This is a genomic window from Mesorhizobium sp. M0909, from assembly GCF_040319515.1.
Lineage (GTDB): Bacteria > Pseudomonadota > Alphaproteobacteria > Rhizobiales > Rhizobiaceae > Mesorhizobium.
Genome location: NZ_JAMYOA010000010.1, coordinates 192,199 through 217,293 on the forward strand (window position 1 = coordinate 192,199; position 25,095 = coordinate 217,293).

A 25,095-nucleotide genomic window follows, 5' to 3' on the forward strand; every position below is an offset into this window, starting at 1 on the left:
ACTATAGATTGTTAATCTAAATATTTCTTCTCGTCTACTTTCGACAGCAGGTAAATCTAAAGGTAAATCCAAAGCGCTTCGTGAGTTTATTATGCGAAGCGCCCTATCTGATAGAGCGGTAATTTTACAAAACGACGATATGGCCGCCTCTATCTCCTCCTCGGAAAGAACGAGTGAGTCCTCGGTTAGTGGTGCACTAATTTGTACGTCGCGCGCGCGTTTACCCACAGAATCTCTCCACCACTCCCAATAACCAGAACCTGTCTGACGTCAAGGGACGAGGACTTTCTCGTCACAAACTCAGCTCAGTGCAACTATGGCTGAGTACGTTCAGCAACCTCTCCACCACCGAACCCGGGATCTTCCCCTGGGACATAGTGCGCGCCATCGAAGGTCAGGAAATATTGCCCACCGCCTAGATCATCTGACCCGAAGAAATATTTCCACTCTCCGGCTTCATCAGTCGAGTTGTAGCGCAGCCCGTTAATTGTCACACCCTGAACCACTACCGGGTCCGAGCTGACGTATGTCAATGCGCCGTTAAAAATACTCCCGCAGAAATCCTCAATGTAGTTTCCTTGATCGCCTCGCAGGATATATATCCGTTTCGTAGTGTAATCACCGCAGTCGACACTTATCGTATACGTGAACTGTCTCTCATCTTTTGCATGCTTCTTCAGCCATTCATTCTTACCAATTAGCTTCTCTAGAGGGATTGGTGTGCCCGTATTCGTGAATTTTCCTGCAGCCACCGCAACCGATGCGAACAACATTAACGACATCGCGACAGAGTACGCAGCTATGTCTCTACCAGTTCTATCCATTTCATCCTCCCACGTTGAACAATAACGAATATACTCTCATTTTTTGTAGTTCACAACAGTTATTTATATTATTGATATATATAATCACCATGCAATTACGTGATTCTGCTGTTGTTAGCGGGGAACGGCGAAACCCTTCTCTTGGTGTTGACACTCTTATGTTGCCGATGAATGAGGCGCTGTGCCAGCGCCGCAGAAGGCTGCGACGTTCGACTAGGTCCGAGGCTCTGCCGGCTTCTCCCTCGGTAATTCTAAAGCCGCGTAACGCCCTCGGCTTCGCGGCGTTTGCGACACAATGATTCCCGAGACCGGCGCCCTTCCGCTACGTGTTCTCGCAATATGCTTGGAAGGATTTTGCGTCCGACCCCTCGCTGAACCAGACCAAAATGTCATGGGGGTCAGGAGCTTCAGGAGTGCCAAACGTAATGCCAGCGGCGATGAAGCCAGGCCCCAAAATTAGAACACCAGCCTTGCTCGGCGCAAGAAACGCTTTTGTTTGAGCCTCAGCAGTATGGAAGGCGCATTTTATGGAGGTATATGAACCGTCATAGTTCCACGCTTCGCACGTAGCGATCAAGGCGGGAGTCTGCGCTGCATAAGTATAGTCGCAAGAACTCACACCTGCGGAATCCAATTTGCAATTTCCAACTTCTGTCTCGCCATCATTGAATTTACACGCGTAAACTGCAGCATCCGCTGAAAAGCCAGTGCCTAACATGAACATCGTTGCTACAACCGCATATCGGATCAACTCATCCTCCTCGATCAAGTGTTAGCTGCGCCGATACTGCATCAACAATCGTTACTCCGGCCGAGCAGCTCCGGCAGGCGGGCGTCAGGCGACCTCCAAGCGCTTCTCGGGCCAACGGAGAAATGGTGGCTGGGCTCCGCGCCTGACCAGCAGAGAATTGTCGGTGCGCAGAATCTTCCGTACACTCGCCAGCGCCGCCTCGTTCACTTCGATATACGCGACGATGTACCACTCGCCGTTTTCTTCCCTCGCCATGCCCATCGGCTCGGCGCGCCATTTGAGTGCGCCGTGGTGCGGCATGAAATATGTCTCCTGGACGCCGCCGACGGCGCTGAGGCCCTCGTCTAGAGCGTATTCCATCACGGCGCAGCACAGCTGCGTCAGCGTGCCCCTCAGTCCGGCAGTTCGCTTATCGGGAACCACGAATGTGCGGGTCCATTCGGCCCAATCAGGACGTCTTGGGACGCCCGATTTTTCGCACATGTGAGAAAAAACCTCCGAGACCATGTGCGGCTCGCTCGTTGGGATCAATCGAGCCGAAGTCACTACGCGATCGTCTTCAATGCCCAGCAGGTATGTCGCCGCGTCTGTATCGAATTGATCCAGTTCGCGACCATCCGGGCTCGGAGGGCGCCAGCGTTTTTGATGCACGAAGAAATCGTGCCGGCGGCGCAGAAATTCGTCGAATTCGTTTTCGTAGAGATGCTTGTTATGCGCGTTGACTACGTGGGCCGTTATCATGGCGCGATCCCCCGATCGTTCTCGCAGGGATATTTGCAGCCGCGCTAATGTACGTCACCTGTCCGATAGGACAGTTGACGTGCTTAGGGGTGGATCAGGCGCCGGCGCACTGCCTCGACGACCGCCTGCGTGGTCGTGGCGACGCCAAACGCTTCCCTGGCTCGTGTGGAGTGCCATTTGACGGTGCGCTCGCTCAGACCAAGGATTTGGGATGTTTCCGACGAGGTCTTGCCGGCCGCGGCCCAGAGCAGCACCTCTTTTTCGCGGTCGGTCAGCACGCCTTCATCGTCATCATCGTCATTCGCCAACGCCTGGATCGACATGCCGGCATAGACCGCCATGGTCACCAGTTGCACTTGATGGCGCGGCGACAGGGTGCAGGACTTCGCGGAAGACGCAAACGACAGCACGGATTGCCAATGGTGAATGCTGAGCATCGGCACGGCGAAGCCGCTACAGATGCCGAACTCCGTCGCCTCGCCGGCGACGCGTCGTGAACCTTCCGTATCCGACCACTTTGCCGGGACTTCGGACCAAAGGAACGGCTTCAGGGTCTTTGCCGAGTAGATGCAAACACCATCAACCGCGGCATGCTCGGCCTCGACATAGCGTTCGAACCAGCCCGCCGGCCAGCCATTCAGTTCAACCATCGGCGCAAGTTTCTGGCCACTGAGGGGCACACCGCTCAGGATAAGATGTTCGAAGCCGAGATTCCTCACGGTATCAAGAAGGTCGCTCAGCAGCGGCCCGGTGGCTGTATGGTTCCTGCAGCGTTCGACAAAGTCGAACACGTCTGAATCGATCATGACAGAGACCCCCGTCTCCACGCCCGAAAACAAAGTTTAGCTCAAATTAGCGACTTCGAATACTCCCAATAAGTGTGTCCGCCACGCAGGACGCGCGGACCAAAATCAGCTAAATCAGCCGGATTGTGATAAGCAACACAGGACCAAGCATGACGCCATCACTGCCGAAACAAAACGAGCCGTTCCGGGCCGGCGCAACCGCGCTGCTCTTGGTCGACATGCAGCGGGTCTGGCTCGAGCCCGGCGCCGATCCGGCGCATCCGGAGCGCGGTCCCGATCACTATTTCTACCGGCAGACGGCGTCGCAGACGATCCCCAACCAGGAGCGCCTTCTGGCGGCGGCGCGGGCCAATGGCGTCGAAGGTGATCCACACCATCATCCAGAGCCTGACCGAGGACGGCCGCCTGGTTCCAGCGGCAGCATCCCGGTGCAATCGGAGGACATCCCCGGCGATGTCGGCCTCGATCCGGAGGAACGAAGCCGGCGTGCCGAAATCATGTTCGCGCCGTTTCATGACCGCGTGGCCGCCCATCTCGACGACCGGGCGAAGCAGGGCAGAGCGACGCGGATCGCGACGATCCACTCCTTCACCCCGGTCTTCCTCGGTGTTGGCAGGCCCTGGCACGCCGGCGTGCTTTACGACCAGGCAATCGAGTTCGGCCAGGCAGTGCTTGCCGGCCTGAACATCGGCGGTGCGCTCAACGCCGCGGCAAACGAGCCCTACGTGATCAGGCGCGACGGCGACTACGCCATACCGGTCCATGGCGACGATCGCCGCATTCCGGCTGTCCTCATCGAGATCAGGCAGGACCTGCTGGCGAGCCCCACCGGCATCGAGGAATGGGCGAAGCGCCTGGCCGCAGCGTTGCCGGCGCAGCAGACAAAGGCGTTGTGACCAAGCTCGGCTGCTCGAGCGCAACGCGAGAGCCGAGCCGTCGGTGAAAAGCCTCCACCGTCCTCAGGAGAAGATTTGCGACAGTTCTTCGACGCTGGTGCCTTCCTTGACCTGACGCAGTTCGACATAGCTGACCGCAGTGGCCACCGACAGCACCATCGACAGTACGGTCGACACCAAGGCGGCCGCCACATCTGCAATGATCCCGCCAAACATGACGATGACTGCCAGCATCACCCACTGGATGACCATCGCGATGACCATCAGGATCAAGAACAGGCCAAATAGCGGCCAGCGGTTGCCCTTGGTCAGGACACGGCTGCGCGACATCGAACCGAACACGCCAAGCCGCTCCTGGATCAGAACCGGCACCGCCACGCACCATCCGAGCCATAAGATGATGCCGGGAACCAGCAAGGCTATCGACGCCAGGCCTACACCCAGGCCGACGAGCAGGCCAATACCAAGGGTCGGCAGCAAATTGCGGATGGCTATCTGAATGCAGTCGCCAAACGTCGGCCGCTTGCCATTCAAGTCCTCGATCGTCGCCCGCACCAGCGCCGATTGTAGCAGCAGCGCGAAAACGAACGATAGCAATCCCGTAATAACCGTAATCCATGAATTCTGAAACATCATAGACGGATCGGCCGCGGCGCCGGGGTCGCCCTGCAGAACCGCATCTATTTGTGGTTGGCTCCACAGCCGAAGAATAATCGCCGGCAAGCCTGAAAACAGCAGCGCGAGCCCAACGCACAAGCCGATGTTGCGGCCGATTACGGCGAAGCTGTTGTTGAACACCCTGCCGATCTCGAATTTCTCAGGCCGTTCCAGTGTCGTTGAAGCCATGATTTCCCCCCGGTGTTTCGCCGTAACAGTATCACGGCGCCCTGGAAGTAATTCTGCCAAGATTAGCCGTCGCCGTCCAGCCCACTTGCAATTGTTCCGCTGTATTGTCAGTGTCGGCTGGGAACCACAGGTTGCAGGGAGCGGGTGGCGGTGGCACAGCCAGGCACAGCGGAAGCCGAACGGCTGACCAATCTGCACAAGCAGTTGATCGCCGATGAGTCGATCCAGTTCGACCTGCCGGCCTATGTGCCGCCGAAGCCGCCCGAGTGGCTGAAGCCGCTGCAGGATTTTTTGTCGTGGCTCGGCCCCTACATGATCTATCTGTTCTGGGGGGCGGTGATATCGGGCGTCGCAATCATCCTGCTTTTGGTCTTCCTCGAGGTGAAAGGCATCGCCTGGCGGCTGCCGTGGCAGCGCGCGCGGCCCGAAGTCGAAGACGAAGAAGCCTGGCGCCCAGACGCCGGCGCCGCGCAGATCCTGTTGTCGCAAGCCGATGCGTTGGCCGCACGCGGCGACTATGACGAGGCGGTTCACCTTTTGCTTCGGCGCAGCGTCGCCGATATTGCCGGCCGGCTGCCGGACTTCCTGCGCCCGTCGCTCACGGCGCGCGACATCGCCAATGCCCCTTCCCTGCCGGGAAGGGCACGCCATGCGTTTACCGAGATCGCCCGCATCGTCGAGGCGGCGCTGTTCGCGCGCCGGCCAGTTGGCGCGGAAGGCTGGCGGCAAGCGCGCGGCGCCTATGAACGTTTCGCCTTCCGGGATGCCTGGACGTGAGCGCACCGGCGGTCGAGGCACAGGAGCCGTTCAATCGAAAGACACTGTTTTGGGGGATTTTCGCCAGCCTGCTTGCGGCAGCCGGTTTCTTCCTGCTGTCCACCTATGCTCCCGATTTCCGGCAACCCGGCAATGGCGGCGCCACGCCGCTGTCGAAGAGCGGCGTCGGCTACGCCGGTCTGGTGGAATGGCTGCGGCTGACCGGTGAAGCGCCCTTGATGGCGCGGACCGAAGATGATCTTGCCAGAGATATACTGCTGATCGTCACCATCTCGCCCGACAGCGACCAGGAGGCGCTTGGCCGCATCCTCAATCTTCGCCAGGACCAGAACACGCTCTTCGTGCTGCCCAAATGGCAGATCCTGCCGCTGCAGGGGCATGAAGGCTGGAACATGAAATTCGGGCGATTGCCCGGTTCGGTGGTGAACGAATGGCTTGGCCGCATCGCCGATGCGAAGATCGGTGCCGGCCAGAGCACGGCAAAGCAACTCGACATCGAAGGCAACATGGTTGCCGCACCCGAAGAATTGCAGTGGGTGGCAGACAAGTACCCTCTCATCGCAGCCGGCAATGACAAGGCTGTGCTTACCGAACTGGACGACAAGCCGTTCTATATCCTGACTGACCCCGACCTGATCAACAACGCCGCCCTCAAGGATCCCGAAAAGGCAGCAGCCGCGCTCGGGCTGATTGCCTTGCTCCAGCCCGACGACGGCCCGGTGATGTTCGATCTGACGCTGCACGGCGCGGGGCGGAAGTATGATCTGGCCAAGCTTCTGGTCGAGCCGCCGTTCCTGGCGCTGACACTGACGATCCTGATCGCGGCGGCGCTGGCGTTCCTGCATGGCCTTGGCGGTTGGGGCCGGCGGGTTTTACACCTGCGCGGTATCGCCTGCGTCACGGGTGGGTTGGTCTATACGACGGCGATGCTCATGCGGCGTGCCGGCCGGCTGGATGAGCTGGGAGGCCGCTATGCGGCCTTGATGCGGGTGCGCGCCGGCGCGCTGCTCGGGGCACCGCACGGACTGCAAGGCAAAGCGCTCGACCGCTGGCTCGACTCTCGCGATAAGGAACAAGCTGGCGGCTTCACGACGCGTTCGCAAGCCGCCGGCGAGGCGAAGAACCTGGCGCAGATGCAACAGGCAGCAGAACGGCTGCACGACTGGACGGCAAGGAGGCTCGGTGAACGTCGATGATGTGAAGGCCCTGGCGACACGGATCAGGGAAGAAGTTGCCAAGGCGATTACCGGGCAGCACGATACAGTCGACCTGATGCTGACCGCCTTGTTTGCGGGCGGGCATATCCTGCTCGAAGGTCCTCCCGGCACGGCCAAGACCATGACGGCGCGCTGCTTCGCCCAGGCGCTTGGGATCGCCTACGGGCGGATCCAGTTCACGCCGGACCTGATGCCCGGCGATATCGTCGGGTCGAACATCTACAACTTCCAGACCGGGCAGTTCACGCTGACGCGCGGCCCGATCTTCTGCGATCTCCTGCTTGCCGACGAAATCAACCGCACGCCGCCCAAGACGCAGGCCGCACTGCTCGAGGCGATGCAAGAACATGCGGTCACGTTCGACGGCACCACGCATTCGCTCGGCCGCAACTTCATGGTCGTCGCGACCCAGAATCCGATCGAGCACCAGGGCGTCTATCCGCTGCCGGAGGCGCAGCTCGACCGCTTTCTGTTCAAGCACCGCGTCAGCTATCCCGGCCCCGAGGAAGAACGGGCCATCATCGTCCATCACGGCGGCGGCTTCGCCTCGCACGACATCGCGCAATACGGCATCAAGGCGCAGACGGACCGCGAGACGCTGCAGGAGGCCCTTGAAGTCGTCGGCTCCGTCACCCTTGTCGACGATGTCGTCGGCTACATAGCGGCGCTGGTTCGGGCTACGCGCGAAAATGCTGATCTGGAAGTCGGAGCCAGCCCGCGCGCCGGCGCCATGCTGGCGCGGGCGGCGCGTGCCCGGGCGGCGCTGGACGGACGCGCCTATGTGATCCCCGACGACGTCAAGGCGCTGGCGGTGCCGGCACTGCGCCATCGCGTCATCCTTTCGCCTGCCGCCCAGATCGACGGCCGCCTGGTCGAGCAGATCGTCTCCGACCTGGTCGACCAGACGGAAGCACCACGTTGATCTATCCCAGCGGCCGAGCGGTGTGGGCAGCTGCTGCCGGCGCGGTGCCGGCCTTCCTGGTCGCGCTGGCATTGCCGTCCTTCTGGTATCTGGGATTGCTGTGGAGTTGCCTGCTGCTTGCCTTCCTGGCGGTGGATGCCGCGGCGGGACGCGGACGGGCATCGCTGAATGCCAGCATCGATGCGCCGCAGCAGGTCGGTGTCGGTGGGGAATTCGGCGTGCAAATCACCGCTCGTCACTCGGGGCCGCGCGCCGCCGAGGCTCGCGTCGGCCACGATGCGCGTCTGGCGCCGGTGAGCGGCAGCGGCGGGGCCTTGCAGCCGACCGCCAGAGGCGGGTCGCTCAACCTCCGCTTCCAGGCGCTGCGGCGCGGCGTCGCCAGCTTCGACCGTCTCTGGGTGCGCTGGCGCGGGCCGTTTGGGCTGGTCTGGAACCAGGTCGTGCTGCCGGTGGAAAGCAAGGTTGCGGTGCTGCCCGACGTCAGCAGCGCTCGCGGCGAAGCGATCACGCTTCTGCAACATGCGGCGCTTGCCGAAGGCCATGCGCAGCGCCGCGCCGGTCAAGGCCGCGAGTTCGACGCGCTCAAGGATTACCAGCCGGGCATGGGCCGGCGGATGATCGACTGGAAGCGCAGCGCCCGCCACGGCAAGCTGTTGGCGCGCGAGTTCCGCATCGAGGAGAACAACAACATCGTGCTGGCCATCGATAGCGGACGCCTGATGTGCGAGCCGGTCGACGGTATGCCTAAGGTGGACCGGGCCGTGACGGCCGCCTTGCTGTCGGCGTTCATCGCGCTGAAGGGCGGCGATATGGTCAGCCTGTTCGGCTTCGATGCAAGGCCGCGCGTTTCGAGCGGCGCGGTGCGCGGCCCCGCCAACTTTGCGATGATCCAGAAACGAGCGGCGGAGATCGACTATTCCAGCGAGGAGACCAATTTCACGCTGGCGCTGACGACGCTCGCGGCGCGGCTCGACCGCCGCTCGCTCGTCATCATCTTCACCGATTTCGTCGATCCGATCAGCGCGGAATTGATGCTGCGCACCGTGGGCCGGCTCACCGAACGGCATCTCGTGCTGTTCATGCTGATGAAGGACACCGAACTGGAGGGCCTGGCCGATATGCCGCCACGCTCCGGCGAGGACGTTGCCCGCGCGGTCGTCGCCGGAGGGCTTTTGCGCGAAAGGCAGGTCGTCATCGGCCGGCTGCGCCTGCTCGGGGCGCATGTGATTGAAGCTGAGCACAATCGGCTGGGTCCCGCGCTGGTCGAGCGCTATCTGCAGTTCAAGCAGGAGGATTTGCTGTGACGGCGCCAGTCGTCGACAATGCTGCACGTGGCGACGCGGTACGCCAGTCGCTGGCCAGCTTCCGCCGCGAGCGCGAGGCCGACTGGAAGGCATTCGAGGCGCTGCTGGCGCGTGTCGAGAAGCGTGCGCCGCGGACGCTTTCCGAAGAGGAGCTGCTGTCGCTGCCCCTGCTCTATAGATCCGCGTTGTCTTCCCTGTCGGTGGCGCGCGCAACCTCGCTCGACAATGCGTTGGTCGGCTATCTCGAAGCGCTGTCGCTGCGCGGTTATTTCTATCTCTACGGCGCGCGTCGCGGGCTGCGGCAGCGCCTGGCCGATTTCTTCCTGCACGACTGGCCCGAGGCCATTCGCGACCTGTGGCGCGAGACATTGGCGTCGGTCGCGCTGATGGTGATCGGCATTGGTGCAGGCGCCTGGCTGGTGGCATCCGACAAGAGCTGGTTCGACGCGATCATCCCGCCCGGACTGGCAGGAGGCCGCGGCCCCGACACGTCGGCCGAACTGCTGCGCAACATGCTTTATGATGGCGACAATGGCTTTCTCTCAGGCTTTGCCGCCTATCTGTTCACGCACAACGTCCAGGTCTCAATCCTGGCCTTCGCCCTTGGCTTCGCCTTCGCGGTGCCGACAGTGCTGCTGATGCTGTTCAACGACTGCATGATCGGGGCGTTGTTCCAAGTCTACTGGTCCAAGGGACTTGGCATGGAGCTCGGCGGTTGGCTGGCCATCCACGGCACCACCGAATTGTTCGCGATCGCTTTGGCCGGCGCGGCCGGCATGCGCATCGGCACCAGCATCGCCTTTCCCGGCGAATTGACACGCATGGCGGCAGCGGCTCGTGCCGGACGCATTGCCGCGAACGCCATGGTCGGGGTCTCGGTCATGCTGCTGTTTGCCGGGCTGCTCGAGGGCATTGGCAGGCAGACCATCACCAGCGACGTCACGCGCTACGCCATTGGCGGTGGCATGCTGGCGCTGTGGCTCGGCTATTTCTACCTGTTCCGGGCGGTGCGGCATGGCGCTCGGTAGGCGCGCCGTCTTCGCGGCCGTACGGCCGCTGATCACGCCCGAAGGCGTCGATCTCCGGATAAGGCTGGCCGACGCCGGCACGCGGGCCTCCGCCTTCCTTCTCGACGTCGTGTTCATCGCCGTGGCTGCAATCGTGATCACGATCGTCGCGCTGTTCGGGGTGGGAGGCCTTGGCAGCGAGGGATTTCAGCCGCTCTTCGTCGTCTGGATCATCCTGATCTTCTTTCTGCGCAACGCCTACTTCATCGCCTTCGAAGCAGGCCGGCGCGCGTCTACGCCCGGCAAGCGGATCGTCGGCATCCGGGTCGCGTCGCGCAGTGGCGACGGCCTGTCGATCGACCAGGTCATTGCCCGCAACCTGATGCGCGAGATCGAGGTGTTCCTGCCGCTGTCGATCATCGCCGGACGCAGCGGGACCGACCTTGCAGACGCACTGACGACAATCTTCGGACTAGTGTGGACGCTGCTGTTTGCCTTGTTCCCGCTGTTCAATCGAGACCGCATGCGGATTGGCGACCTGTTGGCAGGGACCTGGGTGGTCGAGGCGCCGAAGCGCGCCTTGCTTGAAGACCTGTCGGCACGACAGGATCCGGCGGCCGGCGCGTTCCGGTTCAGCCACACCCAGCTCGATGCCTACGGGATTGCCGAACTCCACAAGCTGGAGGAGGTGCTGCGCCGCGACGACTATTTCGCCCTGCGGACGGTGGCCGAAACGATCGGACGCAAGATCGGCGCGGCACCACAAGCCCATGACGCACGCGCATTCCTGACGGCGTATTATGGGGAGTTGCGGGCGCATCTCGAACGCAAGCTCCTGCTGGGCAACCGCAGGGCCGACAAGCATCAGCGTTAGACCGGAGGAGGGACGAGATGCAGGTCAAAAATTAGCGCGATTGAGGAATCCAGGATAGATCGCGCAATTCAGGCGGCGGTCTCTGGGTCCTGGGAAGAATTCAGCAGCCTCACCGACACTCCCTTTCCAAACGACGAATCGATGCGAGAGCAATTCGACGATTCCTCCCCCCAGACTTCAGCAAGTGGGCGGAAATTGGAAACGAGAAACGGGCGTTGAGATCCTGGATGACGGAGTGCGTTTAATAATAGTGAGAATAGAAGCGCCGCCCACGGTGGATATCGTTTGTTCACTGCATAGCACGAGCGAATTCAGTGACAGCACAATCGGTTTTCGGACATTTTTGCAGCAGCTGAATTGGGACTCCTAGCTATCGGTTTCGGCATTTCCGACCAGCGCCACCTCCTGCCCTAGCCCACCCACTTCTCGTAATCGGACACCAAGAGGTGCAGCGGTGCTGTGTCCTCGTCGATGTCCGCGAAGCGGCCGATCGGCTCGCGAAAAACGTTGTCGGTGAGATCGTCATTGACGGTAGAGACCTCGCCGATCAGCACGTCCTTGCCCTCGGCCCAGAAGGCGTGCCAGACGCCCGGCAGCAGCGTCACGCTCTGGCCTGGGTCGAGCTTCAGCAGCCCACCCGCGGGCAGCCTGTGCATGGTTCCGTCGACAGGCACCGATACTTCGGCCTTCTGATCGATGCCGCCATCGCGATCATGCATGAACAGCTCCAGCACCAGTTTGCCGCCACCACGATTGATGATGTCCTCGGCCTTGATGTTGTGGCGGTGCATCGGCGACAGCTGATCCTTGCGCGAGATCATGATCTTTTCGGCATAGAGCATGCCCATGCCCTTCTTCATGTCCTCGTAGCGGCCGTTGCGAACAGTGAACAAGAATAGGCCGAGCTCGTCGAACTTGCCTTGGCCGTAATCGGTGATGTCCCAGCCGAGCCGCGACGAGAAGATGGCCGCCGAATCCTGCCGGTGCGCCTTCATCTCTTCCGGGGTCCAGTAGGCGAAGGGCGGCATGATGTAGCCGAACGAACGGATGAAGGCGTCGGCGTCGCGGATGATGTCGTTGATGGCGGAGCGTTTCATGATCATGATCCCTTCTTCAGGCGGCGCCTACAGCGCATAACCGAACACCGATCCGGTGTCGACGTAAACCGCATTCTGGCCTCATGACATCGGCGACGATCAGGGCCATAAGTCCCGACAAATTCCCAAAGGTGACATTCCATGCGCAGCATAGACGACCTCGATACGCCGGCAATCCTGATCGATGCCCGCCGCGCGGAAGCCAACATCGCGCGGGCGCAGGCCCATGCCGACCGGCACGGGCTGAAGCTCCGGCCGCACATCAAGACCCATAAGCTGCCCTACTGGGCGAAAAAGCAGGTCGCGGCCGGGGCCATCGGCATCACCTGCCAGAAGATCGGCGAGGCCGAAATCATGGCCGATGCCGGACTGACCGACATCTTTCTGCCCTACAATATCCTCGGGCGGGCCAAGCTGGAACGCCTCAAGGCGCTGCACGGCCGCGTAACCCTGTCGGTGACAACGGACAGTATGGACACGCTGATGGGGCTTGCCGCCACCTTTACCGATCCCGGCCACCGCCTGCCGGTGCTGGTCGAATGCGACACCGGCATGGGCCGCTGCGGTGTGCAGTCGGCCGGCGAGGCAGTCGCGCTGGCGAGCGAGATCGACAAGGTCCGGGGGCTCGTCTTCGGCGGCCTGATGACCTACCCGGGGGCGGGCCGCGCCGCCGAAACCGAGGCGTGGCTCGCCGATGCGCAGCAAGCACTTGCCGCAGCCGGCCTTGCTTGCGAGCGCATCTCCAGCGGCGGCACACCCGATATGTGGCGTTCCGGCGAGCATAGCGTCGTTACCGAATACCGGCCCGGCACCTACATCTATCTCGACCGCTACCAGGTCGCCAAAGGCGTCGGCAGCCTCGACGATTGCGCACTGACGGTGCTGTCGACGGTGGTCAGCCACCCAACGCCGACACGCGCCATCCTCGACGCCGGCAGCAAGGCGCTCTCCAGCGATACGCTGGGGCTCGCCGATTTCGGCGAGCTGCTGGGCATTTCAGGCGCAAGGGTGACCAGCCTCAGCGAAGAGCACGGCAACGTCACGCTGTCAGGCGGCGCCGAGCTTCGCATCGGCGAGCGCGTGCGCGTCGTGCCCGACCATTGCTGCGTCGTCACCAACCTGTTCGACGAGGTGCATCTGATCGAAGGCGAGATGGTGATCGAGACGCTCCCGGTCAAGGCGCGAGGACGGATGGAATGAACCTGTCGGTTGGCTAACGCTCGGCCTGCCTCGCGGCTACGCGGCGCATCGAAATGACCCGGCGGCGCCGGATCTCGGTGCGCATCGCCGTCAGGTGCAGCGCGAAGAAAAGCACGGTGAAGCCGAGTGCCATCACCAGCAAGGGCCACAACAGGCTTGGATCTATCGTCGGCCCACCAAGCCGGAACACCGACGCCGGCTGATGCAGCGTGTTCCACCAGTCGACCGAAAATTTGATGATCGGGATGTTGATGAAGCCTACCAGGGTTATGATGGCCGCTGCCCAGGCGGCGCGCCCGGCATCGTCTAGCGCGCGGGTCAGCGCGATGATGCCGAGATACATCAGGAACAGGATGAAGACGGAGGTCAGCCGCGCGTCCCACACCCACCAGGTGCCCCACATCGGCTTGCCCCAGATCGAACCGGTGATCAGTGCAAGGGCGGTGAAGACGGCGCCGATGGGTGCCGCCGATTTCAGCGCCACGTCGGCCAGCGGATGGCGCCAGACCAGCGTGCCCAGTGCCGAGACCGCCATCAGCGTGTAACACATCATGGCAAGCCAGGCGAAAGGCACGTGGATATACATGATGCGAACGGTGATGCCCTGCTGGAAGTCCTCAGGCGCCGTGAAGCTCATATAGAGACCGACAGCGAGGACGACGGCGGCGACGCTCGCCAGCCACGGCACGACCTTGTCGGCAAGCCCGACGAACCGCGTCGGGTTGGCAATATCCATCCAGCCGGAGGGGCGTGAAGTCGCGTCGCTCATGCGGCCTTACATAGACCGCCGGCGGAGTTGCGGCAACCACAGCGGCGGTACGTCTTCTCTTCTCCCCTTGCGTGAGAAGGCGGATCGGCGCGTAGCGTCGAGCCGGACGAGGGGTGCTGGACGGAGTGAGGCGCCAATGATCGCCGTGCGCCGAAGTCTGGATTTTGGATGAAGATTTGAGCCAAGCCGGAGCACCCCTCATCCGACCTCGCTTCGCGAGGCCACCTTCTCCCGCAAGGGGAGAAGGCAAGCCGCGCTGCTCAGGCGGCTTCGTTCACCGGGCGGCTGAGGCGGCGAACCTCCTCGTCGTTGAGCAGGCCGCCGGCGCGCAGCAGGCTGGCGAAGCGACCGTTGCGCAGCGACAGTTCGGTGAACCCGCCCATCTCGACCACCCGGCCCTTGTCCATGAACACGACCAGATCGGCGTCGCGAACGGTGGTCAGACGGTGGGCGATGATGAAGGTGGTGCGGCCGCGCCGCAACTCGTCGATGGCGTCCTTGACGCGGTCTTCCGTCTCGACGTCGAGCGCGCTGGTCGCCTCGTCGAGAACCAGGATGGGCGCGTCCTTCAGCACGGCGCGGGCAATCGCGATGCGCTGGCGCTCGCCACCGGACAGCTGTCCGCCGCGTTCGCCGACGACCGTGTCGTAGCCCTCGCTCTTCGACAGGATGAAATCCTGCGCGGCGGCGGCATTGGCCGCGGCATGGACCTCGTCATAGGTCGCCTCCGCACGGCCGACGCGGATGTTGTCCTCGATCGAGCGGTTGAGCAGGCCGGCATCCTGGAACACGGTGGCGATCGAATGGCGCAGCGACTTGCGGGTTACCGTGCGGGTGTCGATGCCGTCGATCAGGATACGGCCGCTGGACGGGGTAAAGACGCGCTGCAGAAGGTTGATGAGCGTTGTCTTGCCGGCGCCCGTGGGGCCGACGATGGCGACGGTCTGGCCGGCCTGGACCTCGAACGACGCGTCGTCGACGCCCTGCCCGGAGTTGCCGAACTCGAAGCAGACATTCTCGAAACGCACGTGCCCCGTGACGTTGACGAGCTCGCGCAGCCCATCGGGCTCGGCGGCGTCGGATGCAGAGTCCTCGAGATGATAGAATTCCTCGAGCTTGGCGCGCGCCTCGGAAATCTGGTTGGCGAACGCCGACATCTGGTCGAGCCGGGCAATCAGCAGCGTGGCAAAGCCGGTAAAGGCGATGACGTCGCCGATGCGCAACTGGCCGTGCGTCACCAGATAGGCGCCAATCAAGAGCACCACCATCATCGAAATCGTCGACGACAGGCGGTGCAGCGCGTTGGCCATCGCCCACCAGTCGAGCACCGGATTCTGTGCGTCGAGCAGGTTCTTGACGTAGCGCTTCAGCGCCTCGGTCTCATGGCCGATGCGGTTGTAGCTCTGCAGGACGGCGACGTTGCTGACCGAGTCGGTCACATGCGCAAACACCTTGTGGTAGTGCCGCTCCACGGCCGCCTGGCCTTCCTTGGTGCGCCGCATCACCAGCCGTCCGATGCCGACATAGAGCGCGCCAAGCGCCAGCAGCACCATCGACATGCGGATATCCATGCTGAGCGCGGTGGGCACCAGCAGGACCAACGCAACCGCGGTGGACAGATGCTGCCGCATGAATTCCAGCCAGAGGCTGAACAGGGTCTCTACCGCGCGCAGGAGCGTGTGCAGAGAATTGGAGGTGCCGCGCTGATGATGCCAGGCCAGCGGCATGGTGATCACGCGCTCGAACGACTGGCAGAGAACCTCGCTGCGCCGCTGGTGGGCAAAGCGGTCGGCGCCGCGCGCCACCAGCACGAAGGCAATGATGTTGAACGCGCCGAGACCGGCCCACATTGCGAGTGTCGCGAATACCGAGCCGCGGTCCGAAATGGCATCGATCACCCGGCCGAACATAATCGGCTCGAGAATGGCGATAATGGCAAGCGCGACATTCGCCCCGCAGATAAACGCAACGCGTTTCCTGTCGGCAGCGAGATAACCAAGGGCTCGCCAGTAGATTTGCAGAAGTGACACTTCAGCTACTCCGCCAATTATTTATGGTGCAGTGCGTCATTTTTTGACTCGTATCGGTTGACGCGTCGCAAAACAATGCTCGTCTACCTCTTCCGTTCCCATTCCGCGAACAAAAGATGACGACGCTTCGAAATTTGCCGTGATCGTCTAACAGTTTGAGATAAAAGGTGAAATGTCAGCGTTGCGGCAAAATCATGGCAACTGGAAAGCACTGCCACATTTTTAATCAGCAAGACCCAAGGCACGACGTCTAAAGTCGTGTGCAGGCATTCAGCAAGGTCAAACGCAAATATAACCGGTAGAGGCACTTGGAGCGCCCGCGCGTGCCCTGGGGAACCCTGAGCGACGCTCCAAGTCCTTGAATCTAGGTCGGTATTCTAACGACCACCTCGGCATTGTCGCCGGCTTTTGGCTCGAAGGACGAAGATTTGGTCTTCGTGCCATTCACTTCAAGTGAGATGGCCCGGGCCTTTTTGTCGCGGACGACGCGTACCTTGATCTCGGCGCCCAGCATCTTCAGGGTTGCCGAATAGCCGTCCCAATGGCTGGGAAGTCTCGGCGTGAACTGGAGGCGCTGTCCGCGGCGCTCTATGCCGAGAATGCTCTCGACCGCAGCGCGATAAAGCCAGCCCGCCGACCCGGTATACCAGGTCCAGCCGCCTCGGCCGCCCTTGTCTTGCCCGGAATAAACATCGGCCGCGACGACATAAGGTTCCACGCGGTAGCGCTCTGCCGCGGCTTCATCGAGCGCATGGTTGACCGGATTTAGCATCGAAAGGCAGCGGTAGGCATCGTCGGTGCGACCCATCTCGGCGAGCGCAATAACGAACCATGTCGCGGCGTGCGTGTATTGGCCGCCGTTTTCACGGACCCCCGGCGGATAGCTCTTGATGTAGCCCGGGTCCTTTTCCGTCTTCGAGAAGGGCGGAGTGAACAGTTTGACGATCTTGAGCTCGTCGTCGACGAGCGCTTTCATCGCCTGCCCCATTGCCGTGGTCGACCGCGCCGGGTCGCCCTCGCCCGAAAGCACGCTCCAGGACTGGGCGATCGAGTCGATCTTGCACTCGTCCGACTTGCGCGAGCCGAGCGGCGTGCCGTCGTCGAAGCTGCCGCGCCGATACCACTCGCCATCCCAGGCAGTGCTTTCCAGCGCCCGCTTCAGCACCTCGGCGTGCTTCGTCCAGGCTTGCACGCGCTTTGCATCGCGCTCCGCCTTGGCGACAGCGGCAAATTCGCCCAGCGTCTTCAGCAGGAACCAGCCCAGCCATACGCTCTCGCCCTTGCCGTGCTCGCCGACGCGGTTCATGCCGTCGTTCCAGTCGCCGCCGAGGATCAGCGGCAACCCGGCCGGGCTGCTGCGCTTGACAGCAAGATCGAGCGCCCGCGCGCAGTGGTCGTAGAGCGAGGCTGTCTTCTTCGAGATTTCCGGGATGAAGAACGCATCGTGCTCGCCTTCGCCCAGCGCCTGCCCTTCGATGAAGGGCAGTTGCTCCTTCAGGATCGCGGTGTCACCGGTCACCAGCAGGTAGCGCGCGGTAGCGTGGGCCAGCCAGACCACGTCGTCAGAGATCATGGTGCGGACGCCGGCCTCGGTGCGCGGCAGCCACCAATGCTGCACGTCGCCTTCGGGAAATTGCCGCCGCGCCGCGTTGAGGATCTGATCGCGCGCCAGCTTGGGGTCATGCGCCAGCAAGGCCAGGGTGTCCTGCAACTGATCGCGGAAGCCGAAGGCACCGCTCGCCTGATAGAACGCAGAGCGGGCACGGATGCGGCAGGCCAGGCTCTGATAGGGCAGCCAGTGATTGACCATGGCGTCGAGGGCCTTGTCCGGCGTCTCGACCTGGATGGTGTCCAGAAAACCGCGCCATGTGCGCTCGTTGTCGGCCAGCCGCTGATCGAAATCCCTGGAGCGATGGGTCTGCACCAGCGCGCTGGCCTCGTTGGGCGAGGCCGCGTCGCCGAGCAGCCAGAGCAGCGTGACGTCGCCACCGGCAGCGATGTCGATGTCGCGTGCAATGGCCGCGCACGGATCGTCGCCGGCCTCTACGCGGCCCGACAGGTCGGCGCCGCTCAGCACCGCATGCGGAAACTCGCTCGTGCCTTGCCTGCCGATGAATTCGCCGCGGTCGGCGGTGACGGAATGCACCGCACCGTCGGCGGCCAGAAAGGCGATTCGCTCGCCGAAATCGAGTCCATAGGGATTTTGCGCCAGCAATGCGCCGGTTGCGGCATCCCTCGACGGAACGATGCTTGCAGCGGTGCGCGAGCGATGGCCGCCAAGAACCCATTCCGCATAGGCGTAGACGCGCAGCCGCATCGGCACCGAACCCGAATTCTGGATGCGCAGCCGCGATATCTTCACCGAATCGACGGGATCGACGACATGGGTCAGGTCCATCGACAGCGGCCCGCGTTGTGAGCGGAACGTCGAAAAACCCTGCCCGTGCCAGGTTTCGTAGGTCATTGTCGGGTCACGCACCACGGCAGCCATCGGCGAGAACGCCCTGCCACTGGCATGATCGTAGATATAGATGCCCTCGCCCGGGCGGTTGGTGACCGGATCGTTCGACCATGGCGTCAACTGATAGTCGCGGCTATTGCGGCTCCAGGTGAAGGCAGCACCTTCAGCCGAAATGTGGAATCCGAACGATGGGTTGGAGATGACGTTGATCCACGGCTGCGGCGTCGTGCGCCGGCCGGCAAGACGCACGACGTAGTGGCGTCCGTCGCCGTCGAAGCCGCCGAAACCGTTCCATTGGTCGAGCCCGCTGCCGTCGACGCGGCCCTCGATCAGTGCGTGGGCGGCAGATGCTTGCGACGTCGGCACCGGCAAGGACGGCTCGCGAAGCGCTGCAAGGTCTGCCGGCTGGAGGGCGGCGTCCCGCGCCTGCAGTGCCGCGGCCTCGGCGCGCTCGATCTGGTCGAAGATGGTGCCGTTGCGCGTATGCAGCACCACCCGAGCGACGGCGAGCAAGGTCCTGTAGGTCGTTTCCTCCATCAGATCGCGGCGCACCGCGAAGATGTGCTGGCGGGGTCCGAGTTCCTTGCCGCGCAACCGGCTGTTTTCGCACAGCGTCTCCACCGCGCGCTGCAGGTCCTGCACGTAGGATGACGCCTGCTCGTTGACGACGACAAAATCGATCATCATGCCGCGGGCGCGCATGTATTCCTGGAAGCGAAGCGCCTGGGCGACGATCTCCAGATCGGCGACATCGGCGATCCTGACCAGGAAAATCGGAAAATCGCCGGATATGCTGGTCGGCCACAGGCTGGACTGCCTGCCGAGCCCGGAGACGATGGATTCGCCCGGAAGGCGCAGGAACGGATCGGGATAGATCAGATAGCGCGCCAGCTTCTGCACATTGGCGGCGTCGGACAGACTGAGGCCAAGGTGCCGGGTCTGCACCTGCGAGCGCGTCCAGGCGAGCATCGCCTGGCGGGCGAAGCTTTCGGGATGGTCGAGCCGGGCGATGGCGGCATCCAATTCGGCGCGATGGGTACCGACGACGGTCCAGAAGGTCAGCGAAATCTTCTTGTTGGCCGGCACGCGCACCTGCCGGCGAAGCGAGGCGATCGGATCCAGGGTGAAGCCGGAATGGCCGCCAAGCTTGGCGCCGGGATCAAAGGCAGCCGCCTCGGTGATAGTGCGGCCACGGCCGATGAAGGCGCGCCTGTCGGTTTCCGCCTCGGCGTCGCGCGCCGATCCAGACGGGTCGGTGACGAAGTGCACCATGGTGACGTCGGGTTCATCCTTTTCGCGCTTGCGCCTGGTGGCGAAGATCGCGCCGTTGTTCGGCGCGATCTCGGTTTCCACGAACATCTTCGAAAAAGCCGGATGGGCATTATCGGAGGGCTCGGAGCCCAGCACCAGTTCGGCAAACGAGGTTACTTCGATATGCCGGTCGGCGGGGCCATCATTGTGGAGCGTCACCCGTCGGCCCTCACCATTGCCTTCCGAGATGACGATGCACTCGACTTCTGAACGCAGCGATCCAACCGATTTGACGAGGCTCGCCTTGTCGTCAGAAAACAGCGTCTGCGCCCGCTCGCCGGCGGCGCGCTTCGGCTCGGCGGTGGCCGACCACCAGTCGCCGTTGCTGGCGTCGCGCAGGAAAATATAGGAACCAAGGCGGTCCTCGGTCGGATCCGGCTGCCAGCGCGTGACGGCAAGGTCGCCCCAGCGGCTGTAGCCGGAGCCGGTGGCGGTGACCATGACCGAGTAGCGGCCATTGGACATGACACTGGTCGAGCGCAGCGCCCTCAGCGGATCGAGCACGATGCGGGTGTCCGGGCTTTCCAGCTCGGTCTCGTCCTTCGAGCGCTCGTCGGCCTCGGTTCTGACGGTCGCAGTCGGGATGTCGCGCGGCGCCCTTTCCTGCAGCAGCAATTCGGCCGACTCGATCACCGGATCGCTGTGGAAGCGATCGCGCAGGCGCCCTTCGAAGATCGCATCGGCAACTGCGGCAATCGACATGCCGGAGTGGTGGGCCATGTAATTGAGCACGACGGCGTGGTCGGTGCCCTCGGGGACGCGTTGCGGCGTGAAATCCACCGCGTCGTAAAAGCCGTGCCGGCCCAGCGCGCCCAACCGCCTCAGCCTGGCCAGGTTCTGCACGGATTCATGCGGCGTGAACTGCGCTGCCAGCACGGTCGCGTAAGGCGCGATTACCGTATTTTGGCCAAGGCCGCGCTTCAGGCCGAGTCCGGGCACGCCGAAATTGGTGTACTGATAGGTCAGTTCACGGTCGCGGGCGTTGTAGGCCGCTTCCGAAATCCCCCAGGGAACGTTCCTCGAACGGCCATACTGGATCTGGCGCTTGATGATGAGCTTGCTGGTCTGGTTGAGAATGCTGCCTTGCGGTTCCTTCATCACCAGGGGCGGCATCAGATATTCGAACATCGAGCCGGACCAGGACATCAGTGCGCCCTGGAAGCCGATCTCGACGATCGGCCGGCCGAGCCGGAACCAGTGCTCGGTCGGCAAATCGCCCTTGGCGATGGCGAACAGGCTGGTCAGCCGCGCCTCGGAGGCCAAAAGATCGTAGCAGCTTTCGTCGAGCTGATGCTCCTCGACCCGGTAACCGATCGACAGGAGCTTGCGTTCGGGCCGCATCAGGAACGAGAAATCCATCTCGAAGGCGAAACGGCGCGTGCGCTCGCGCAACGTCAGAAGCTTGGCCCGCAATGCCGCGACGGCGTTTTCGTCGCTGTGCGCGTCGTGCACATGCGCCTCGCAGGTGGCTTCGAGCCTGGCCGCCCAATCGGCGATGGTGTCGCTCTGGGTCGACGCGGCCTCGGTGTGGATGGCTGTCGCGAGCTTGCGTATCTCGCCGGCCAGGACGGCCAGGTTGATGGTACGGATCGACGCCATCTCCGGCTGCGCCTTGATCAATTCTACCGCCCGCCGCATGCCGTCGAGACGATCGGCGAGCCGCTGGCGCAAGGGCCGCAATTGACGCCGGTCGTCGGGCAGTTCCTCAAGGCTTTCGTCGAGGATGGTGACAGTATCGAGGATGCCTTCGAAGTCGCCCTGCACATGCACCGACGGCGCTTCGGCCCATTCGGCGCAGGCTGCGGCCACGGCCACCAGATGGCCGGCGAGATTGCCGCTGTCGACCGCCGAAATGTACAGCGGGTAGAGCGGCTTCAGGGTCGTGGTGTCGTACCAGTTGAAGAGATGACCGCGATCGCGCGGCATGCTCTCGATGGTCGACATGGTCGCGTCGATGCGGTTGACGGCGTCGGAGAGGCTGATCCAGCCGAAGTCGCGTGCCGAAATCACCGACAGCAGGTAGACGCCGATGTTGGTCGGCGAGGTGCGGGGCGCCACCACGGGGGCCGGGCTTTCCTGGAAATTATCCGGCGGCAGATGATGATGCTCGGCCGTCACGAAGGTCTCGAAATAGTGCCATGTACGCCGCGCCACGGTGCGCAGCGCGTGGATGTCGGCGGCCGATATGCGCAGGCGGTCCTCGGTTTCGGCCGAACGGCTGATCCAGCAGGCGATGGCGGGCGAGCCGATCCAGAACAAGGCGAAGAAGAAGGCGACGAAGGCGCCGGTGGAATCGGCCAGCACCGGGACGGCGAGGCCGACGACGCCGATGATCACGGCGCCGTACATGATGCTGTAGTAGGAGCCGAGATCGTTGTCGCTGCCCTTGTGTGCCTGCGAGGCGGTGCGCCATTCGAGCAGGTTCTGGCGGCTGACGAACAGGCGGTAGAGCGTGCGGATGATTGCGTCGCCCATCATCCAGGCTAGGTGTGCCATCAGGACAATCTTCAGCGCCACCAGGGCGGTACCGAAGGCAACATCGCGTGCCAGCGCCGAGAAATGGCCGCGTGGCGTCTGATCGCCGCTCTTCGGCAGGATGGCGTTGACGATATCGAAAGTGGGCGCCATGAACAGCGTGAGGATCAGCAGCGCCTGCCATTGCGCGGCCTGCGTGAAGGGCAGCAGCGTCCAGCCGGCGATCGCGGCCATCACCCAGAAGATCGGCGTCACCGAGCGGCGCAGATTGTCCACCATCTTCCAGCGCGACAGCGCCGGCACGTTTGAGCGCGGGCCAAGGATGAAGCCCAGAAGCTGCCAGTCGCCGCGTGCCCAGCGATGGTGGCGCGACGCATCGACCGAATAGCGGGTCGGATAGTCCTCGACCAGTTCGACGTCGGTGACCAAAGCCGATCGCGCCAGTGCGCCCTCGAGCAGATCATGGCTGAGGATAGTGTTTTCCTCGATGCGGCCCTTCAGCGCCGCCTCGAAGGCGTCGACGTGGTAAAGACCCTTGCCCGTGAAGGAACCGTCGCCGAAGATGTCCTGGTAGAGGTCCGACACCGCAAAGACGTATGGATCGAGCCCGCGATTGGCGGAAAAGACACGCTGAAAGAACGATGCCTCGTCGCCGCTGGTCAGCGACGCGGTGATGCGCGGCTGCAGGATGGAATAACCTGCAGTAACCTCGCGCCGTGCGACATCGAAATGCGGACGGTTGAGCGGGTGGCAAAGCTTGCCGGCCAGCGCAGCGACGGCGTCGCGGGTGGTGCGGGTGTCGGCGTCCAGGGTCATCACGTGGACGACGCTCTCCGGCAATGGCACTTCCAACGGCAAGAAGGTGGTGTCGCTGTCGCCGCGCAGCAGAAGGTTCAATTCGTGCAGCTTGCCGCGCTTGCGCTCCCAGCCCATCCAGACGCCTTGCGATGCGTTGTAGAGCCGGCGCCGATGCAGCAGATAAAAGCGCGGCGCGCCTTCCGAGGGATAGCGGGCGTTCAGCCTGGCGATTTCGGCGCGGGCGAATTCGAGGATTTCGACATCCGCCGTATCGATCTCGGTCTTCGAGTCCGGCCAGTCGGAAAGCAGCGCGAAATAGACCTCACCTGCCGTGTTGGCGAGGTGATGCACCTCGATGTTGCGGATGTTCTCCTCGACATCGTCGCGCGAGCCGATCAGCGACGGCACCACCACCAGCGTGCGCGCCTCGGGCGGCACACCGTGCCTGAAATCATAGCCGACGAGACGTGTCGGTTTCAAAAACAGCGAGACGACGGTATTGAAGAATGCGAGCGCGCCTTCGCTGGCCGGCACCGCGAACAGGGCCAGCATCAGGACGATCGACGGCACCGATAGGCCGAGATTGGCAAGCGCATTGCCGGAAACGACCAGAAGCAGGACCGTCAGCAAAAACACCGGCACGACGATGCCCAGCCATCCGGTCTTGCGGAACGTCCGGTTCAGCGTCTTGCCGATGGTCGGCCGGTAGCCGATCGACCGCTCGAGCTCCTGCCGGCGCGGGCCGACCAGAAAGAAGCCGACGTCGGTGTGAGCGATCGGACCGCTTTCGGAGCCCGGTGCATCGGCAGCATGGCCGGCGAGCTCGATCGCCCTTTCGGCAACGCGAAATTCGGAGAGATCGGAACGGCGCGCCAGCTCCTCGATCGCAGTCCGGTATTGGTCGCGCGAAAAGAAATCGAGGGCGGCGAAATCGGTGCGTTCGCGCAGCAAGGTGTCGATGCGGCTGACGCCCTCGAACCACACCGTCCAGTCGACGTCGTTGATCAGGCGCAGGCCGCGGATGATGTTGCCGGTGGTCACGTTGCCGCTGGACAGCGTGTGGTGCTCGCTGAGGATGATCTCCTCGGCGTCGGAGCCGGTCCTTTCCAGCTCGCCCTCCAGCCATTCCAGCGCCCTGCCGGCATTTTGCGAGCCGTCACGCAGCCGGTAGAGCAATTGGGTGGCGAAGGTGGTGTCCTGCGCATGGGCGCTGTAGTGGGAAAGTATCGCCTGCCGGTCGGCGCTGTCGTCCGTCGCCAGCACACGGTCGGCGACCTCGTTGGCGATCTGGCGCAGTTCCCGCGTGCGATTGACGCGGACCGCGATGCGGCGAAGGTTCTCGATCAGGACGAAGCGCAGCAGCGACGGCAGCGCCCATAATTCGCCGATCTTCAGCGGCTCGACGGACTGGAAGCCTTCGACGATCGCCTTGAACATGGCCGACGAGACGGAACTGTCGGAATGCGCGACATAGGTCCACGCGACCGCCAGTGCGCGCGGCACGCTGGATCCATCCGACAGTTTCAGCGTCGGCAACTGGCGATAGAAGCGGCGCGGCAGGTCGCGCTTGACCTGAAAAATGGTCTCCTCGACTAGGTAGTTGTTGTCGAGCAGCCACTGCGCCGCGGGCGTGATCGTTTCGCCCCTCGCCTGGGCAGCGTTGGTGGAACGGTAGACATCGAGAATCTTCCTGGCGCTGTCACGAATGCGCGCCTGAAAATCGAAAGGCGTCAGACCGAACAAGTCCTTGGCATCGCCATTGGCAAGGGCTGCGCCCAAAGCGCGCAGCCGATCTTCCGGCAGGAAATGGGAGCGTATCGGCTCGTCGGTGACAGCCGGGAAGCTGGCGCTCGTCTTTTCGATCTGTGCGAGATTGGTCTGGATATTCATCTAAGGTTCCGTGTTGGGGACGCAGTGCGGCGTCACCGCCACGGCAATGTCCCTAAAACCGGTCCAAATGCAATTGGTTGCATCGCAACACTTGGCCGA

At 62.8% G+C, this 25,095-nt stretch carries 17 protein-coding genes; 8 read left to right on the forward strand and 9 right to left on the reverse strand.

All coding sequences use genetic code 11. The features are described 5' to 3' along the window. Window positions 1-314: 314 nt before the first annotated feature. From NKH83_RS17940 to NKH83_RS17955, 4 genes are all read right to left on the reverse strand, one after another. The gene (locus tag NKH83_RS17940; protein WP_352806138.1) at window positions 315-824 is read right to left on the reverse strand and encodes a hypothetical protein; all 510 of its coding nucleotides are present in this window, start codon (window positions 822-824) and stop codon (window positions 315-317) included. 322 nt (window positions 825-1,146) lie between these two features. Next, window positions 1,147-1,575, reverse strand: a complete 429-nt coding sequence (locus NKH83_RS17945) for a hypothetical protein (RefSeq protein ID WP_352806141.1) — start codon at window positions 1,573-1,575, stop codon at window positions 1,147-1,149. Window positions 1,576-1,659: 84 nt separating this feature from the next. Continuing rightward, window positions 1,660-2,316: an acyl-homoserine-lactone synthase gene (locus NKH83_RS17950; RefSeq protein WP_352806144.1), complete on the reverse strand. Its 657-nt coding sequence runs from the start codon at window positions 2,314-2,316 to the stop codon at window positions 1,660-1,662. Between the two features lie 83 nt (window positions 2,317-2,399). After that, window positions 2,400-3,122, reverse strand: a complete 723-nt coding sequence (locus tag NKH83_RS17955; RefSeq protein WP_352806147.1) for a LuxR family transcriptional regulator — start codon at window positions 3,120-3,122, stop codon at window positions 2,400-2,402. Between the two features lie 149 nt (window positions 3,123-3,271). Between NKH83_RS17955 and NKH83_RS17960 the strand changes: the two genes are divergently transcribed. Next, window positions 3,272-4,018 (forward strand): N-formylglutamate amidohydrolase, encoded by a 747-nt coding sequence (locus tag NKH83_RS17960; RefSeq protein ID WP_352806150.1) that lies wholly within the window; start codon window positions 3,272-3,274, stop codon window positions 4,016-4,018. A 63-nt stretch (window positions 4,019-4,081) separates the two neighbouring features. Here the strand turns inward: NKH83_RS17960 and NKH83_RS17965 are convergent, their stop codons facing one another. Further along, window positions 4,082-4,924, reverse strand: a complete 843-nt coding sequence (locus tag NKH83_RS17965; protein ID WP_352806152.1) for a hypothetical protein — start codon at window positions 4,922-4,924, stop codon at window positions 4,082-4,084. Window positions 4,925-5,014: 90 nt separating this feature from the next. Here NKH83_RS17965 and NKH83_RS17970 point away from each other — a divergent pair, with 90 nt between their 5' ends. From NKH83_RS17970 to NKH83_RS17995, 6 genes are read left to right on the forward strand one after another with little or no spacing between them, the layout of a single operon-like run. Further along, entirely contained in the window at window positions 5,015-5,641 is a 627-nt protein-coding gene (locus tag NKH83_RS17970) for a DUF4129 domain-containing protein (RefSeq protein WP_352458749.1), read from the forward strand. After that, window positions 5,638-6,837 (forward strand): DUF4350 domain-containing protein, encoded by a 1,200-nt coding sequence (locus tag NKH83_RS17975; RefSeq protein WP_352806155.1) that lies wholly within the window; start codon window positions 5,638-5,640, stop codon window positions 6,835-6,837. The genes NKH83_RS17970 and NKH83_RS17975 overlap by 4 nt, the downstream gene beginning before the upstream one ends. Further along, window positions 6,824-7,780 (forward strand): AAA family ATPase, encoded by a 957-nt coding sequence (locus NKH83_RS17980; RefSeq protein ID WP_352806158.1) that lies wholly within the window; start codon window positions 6,824-6,826, stop codon window positions 7,778-7,780. Before NKH83_RS17975 ends, NKH83_RS17980 begins: the two co-directional genes overlap by 14 nt. Then, window positions 7,777-9,084 (forward strand): DUF58 domain-containing protein, encoded by a 1,308-nt coding sequence (locus tag NKH83_RS17985; protein WP_352806161.1) that lies wholly within the window; start codon window positions 7,777-7,779, stop codon window positions 9,082-9,084. Before NKH83_RS17980 ends, NKH83_RS17985 begins: the two co-directional genes overlap by 4 nt. Next, window positions 9,081-10,112 carry a stage II sporulation protein M gene (locus NKH83_RS17990; protein WP_352806164.1) on the forward strand — a complete coding sequence of 344 codons (1,032 nt, stop codon included), beginning with the start codon at window positions 9,081-9,083 and terminating at the stop codon, window positions 10,110-10,112. The genes NKH83_RS17985 and NKH83_RS17990 overlap by 4 nt, the downstream gene beginning before the upstream one ends. After that, complete coding sequence (locus NKH83_RS17995; protein WP_352480601.1) at window positions 10,099-10,965, forward strand: RDD family protein; 867 nt, start codon at window positions 10,099-10,101, stop codon at window positions 10,963-10,965. The genes NKH83_RS17990 and NKH83_RS17995 overlap by 14 nt, the downstream gene beginning before the upstream one ends. 410 nt (window positions 10,966-11,375) lie before the next feature. Here NKH83_RS17995 and NKH83_RS18000 read toward each other — a convergent pair whose 3' ends face one another. Further along, window positions 11,376-12,062, reverse strand: a complete 687-nt coding sequence (locus NKH83_RS18000) for a D-lyxose/D-mannose family sugar isomerase (protein WP_352480600.1) — start codon at window positions 12,060-12,062, stop codon at window positions 11,376-11,378. Window positions 12,063-12,203: 141 nt separating this feature from the next. On the opposite strand from NKH83_RS18000, the gene NKH83_RS18005 reads away from it, so the two are divergent. Next, window positions 12,204-13,262: a D-TA family PLP-dependent enzyme gene (locus tag NKH83_RS18005; protein ID WP_352806168.1), complete on the forward strand. Its 1,059-nt coding sequence runs from the start codon at window positions 12,204-12,206 to the stop codon at window positions 13,260-13,262. 13 nt (window positions 13,263-13,275) lie between these two features. Here the strand turns inward: NKH83_RS18005 and NKH83_RS18010 are convergent, their stop codons facing one another. The 3 genes from NKH83_RS18010 to NKH83_RS18020 all read right to left on the reverse strand — a co-directional run bounded on the left by NKH83_RS18010 (window position 13,276) and on the right by NKH83_RS18020 (window position 24,996). Further along, window positions 13,276-14,031, reverse strand: coding sequence for a heme ABC transporter permease (locus NKH83_RS18010; RefSeq protein ID WP_352480598.1), 756 nt, complete (start codon window positions 14,029-14,031; stop codon window positions 13,276-13,278). Between the two features lie 260 nt (window positions 14,032-14,291). Next, on the reverse strand, window positions 14,292-16,061 hold the full coding sequence (locus NKH83_RS18015; protein ID WP_254817502.1) for a glucan ABC transporter ATP-binding protein/ permease: 1,770 nt from the start codon (window positions 16,059-16,061) through the stop codon (window positions 14,292-14,294). 364 nt (window positions 16,062-16,425) lie between these two features. Beyond that, complete coding sequence (locus tag NKH83_RS18020) at window positions 16,426-24,996, reverse strand: glycoside hydrolase family 94 protein (RefSeq protein WP_352480597.1); 8,571 nt, start codon at window positions 24,994-24,996, stop codon at window positions 16,426-16,428. Between the last annotated feature and the right edge of the window lie 99 nt (window positions 24,997-25,095).

Bases quoted from the DNA above. Each gene is read 5' to 3' on its own strand.
- NKH83_RS17950 (WP_352806144.1), bottom strand. From the start codon at position 2,316: ATGATAACGGCCCACGTAGTCAACGCGCATAACAAGCATCTCTACGAA.
- NKH83_RS17955 (WP_352806147.1), bottom strand. From the start codon at position 3,122: ATGATCGATTCAGACGTGTTCGACTTTGTCGAACGCTGCAGGAACCAT.
- NKH83_RS18005 (WP_352806168.1), top strand. From the start codon at position 12,204: ATGCGCAGCATAGACGACCTCGATACGCCGGCAATCCTGATCGATGCC.
- NKH83_RS17995 (WP_352480601.1), top strand. From the start codon at position 10,099: ATGGCGCTCGGTAGGCGCGCCGTCTTCGCGGCCGTACGGCCGCTGATC.
- NKH83_RS18000 (WP_352480600.1), bottom strand. From the start codon at position 12,062: ATGAAACGCTCCGCCATCAACGACATCATCCGCGACGCCGACGCCTTC.
- NKH83_RS17940 (WP_352806138.1), bottom strand. From the start codon at position 824: ATGGATAGAACTGGTAGAGACATAGCTGCGTACTCTGTCGCGATGTCG.
- NKH83_RS18020 (WP_352480597.1), bottom strand. From the start codon at position 24,996: ATGAATATCCAGACCAATCTCGCACAGATCGAAAAGACGAGCGCCAGC.
- NKH83_RS17960 (WP_352806150.1), top strand. From the start codon at position 3,272: ATGACGCCATCACTGCCGAAACAAAACGAGCCGTTCCGGGCCGGCGCA.
- NKH83_RS18010 (WP_352480598.1), bottom strand. From the start codon at position 14,031: ATGAGCGACGCGACTTCACGCCCCTCCGGCTGGATGGATATTGCCAAC.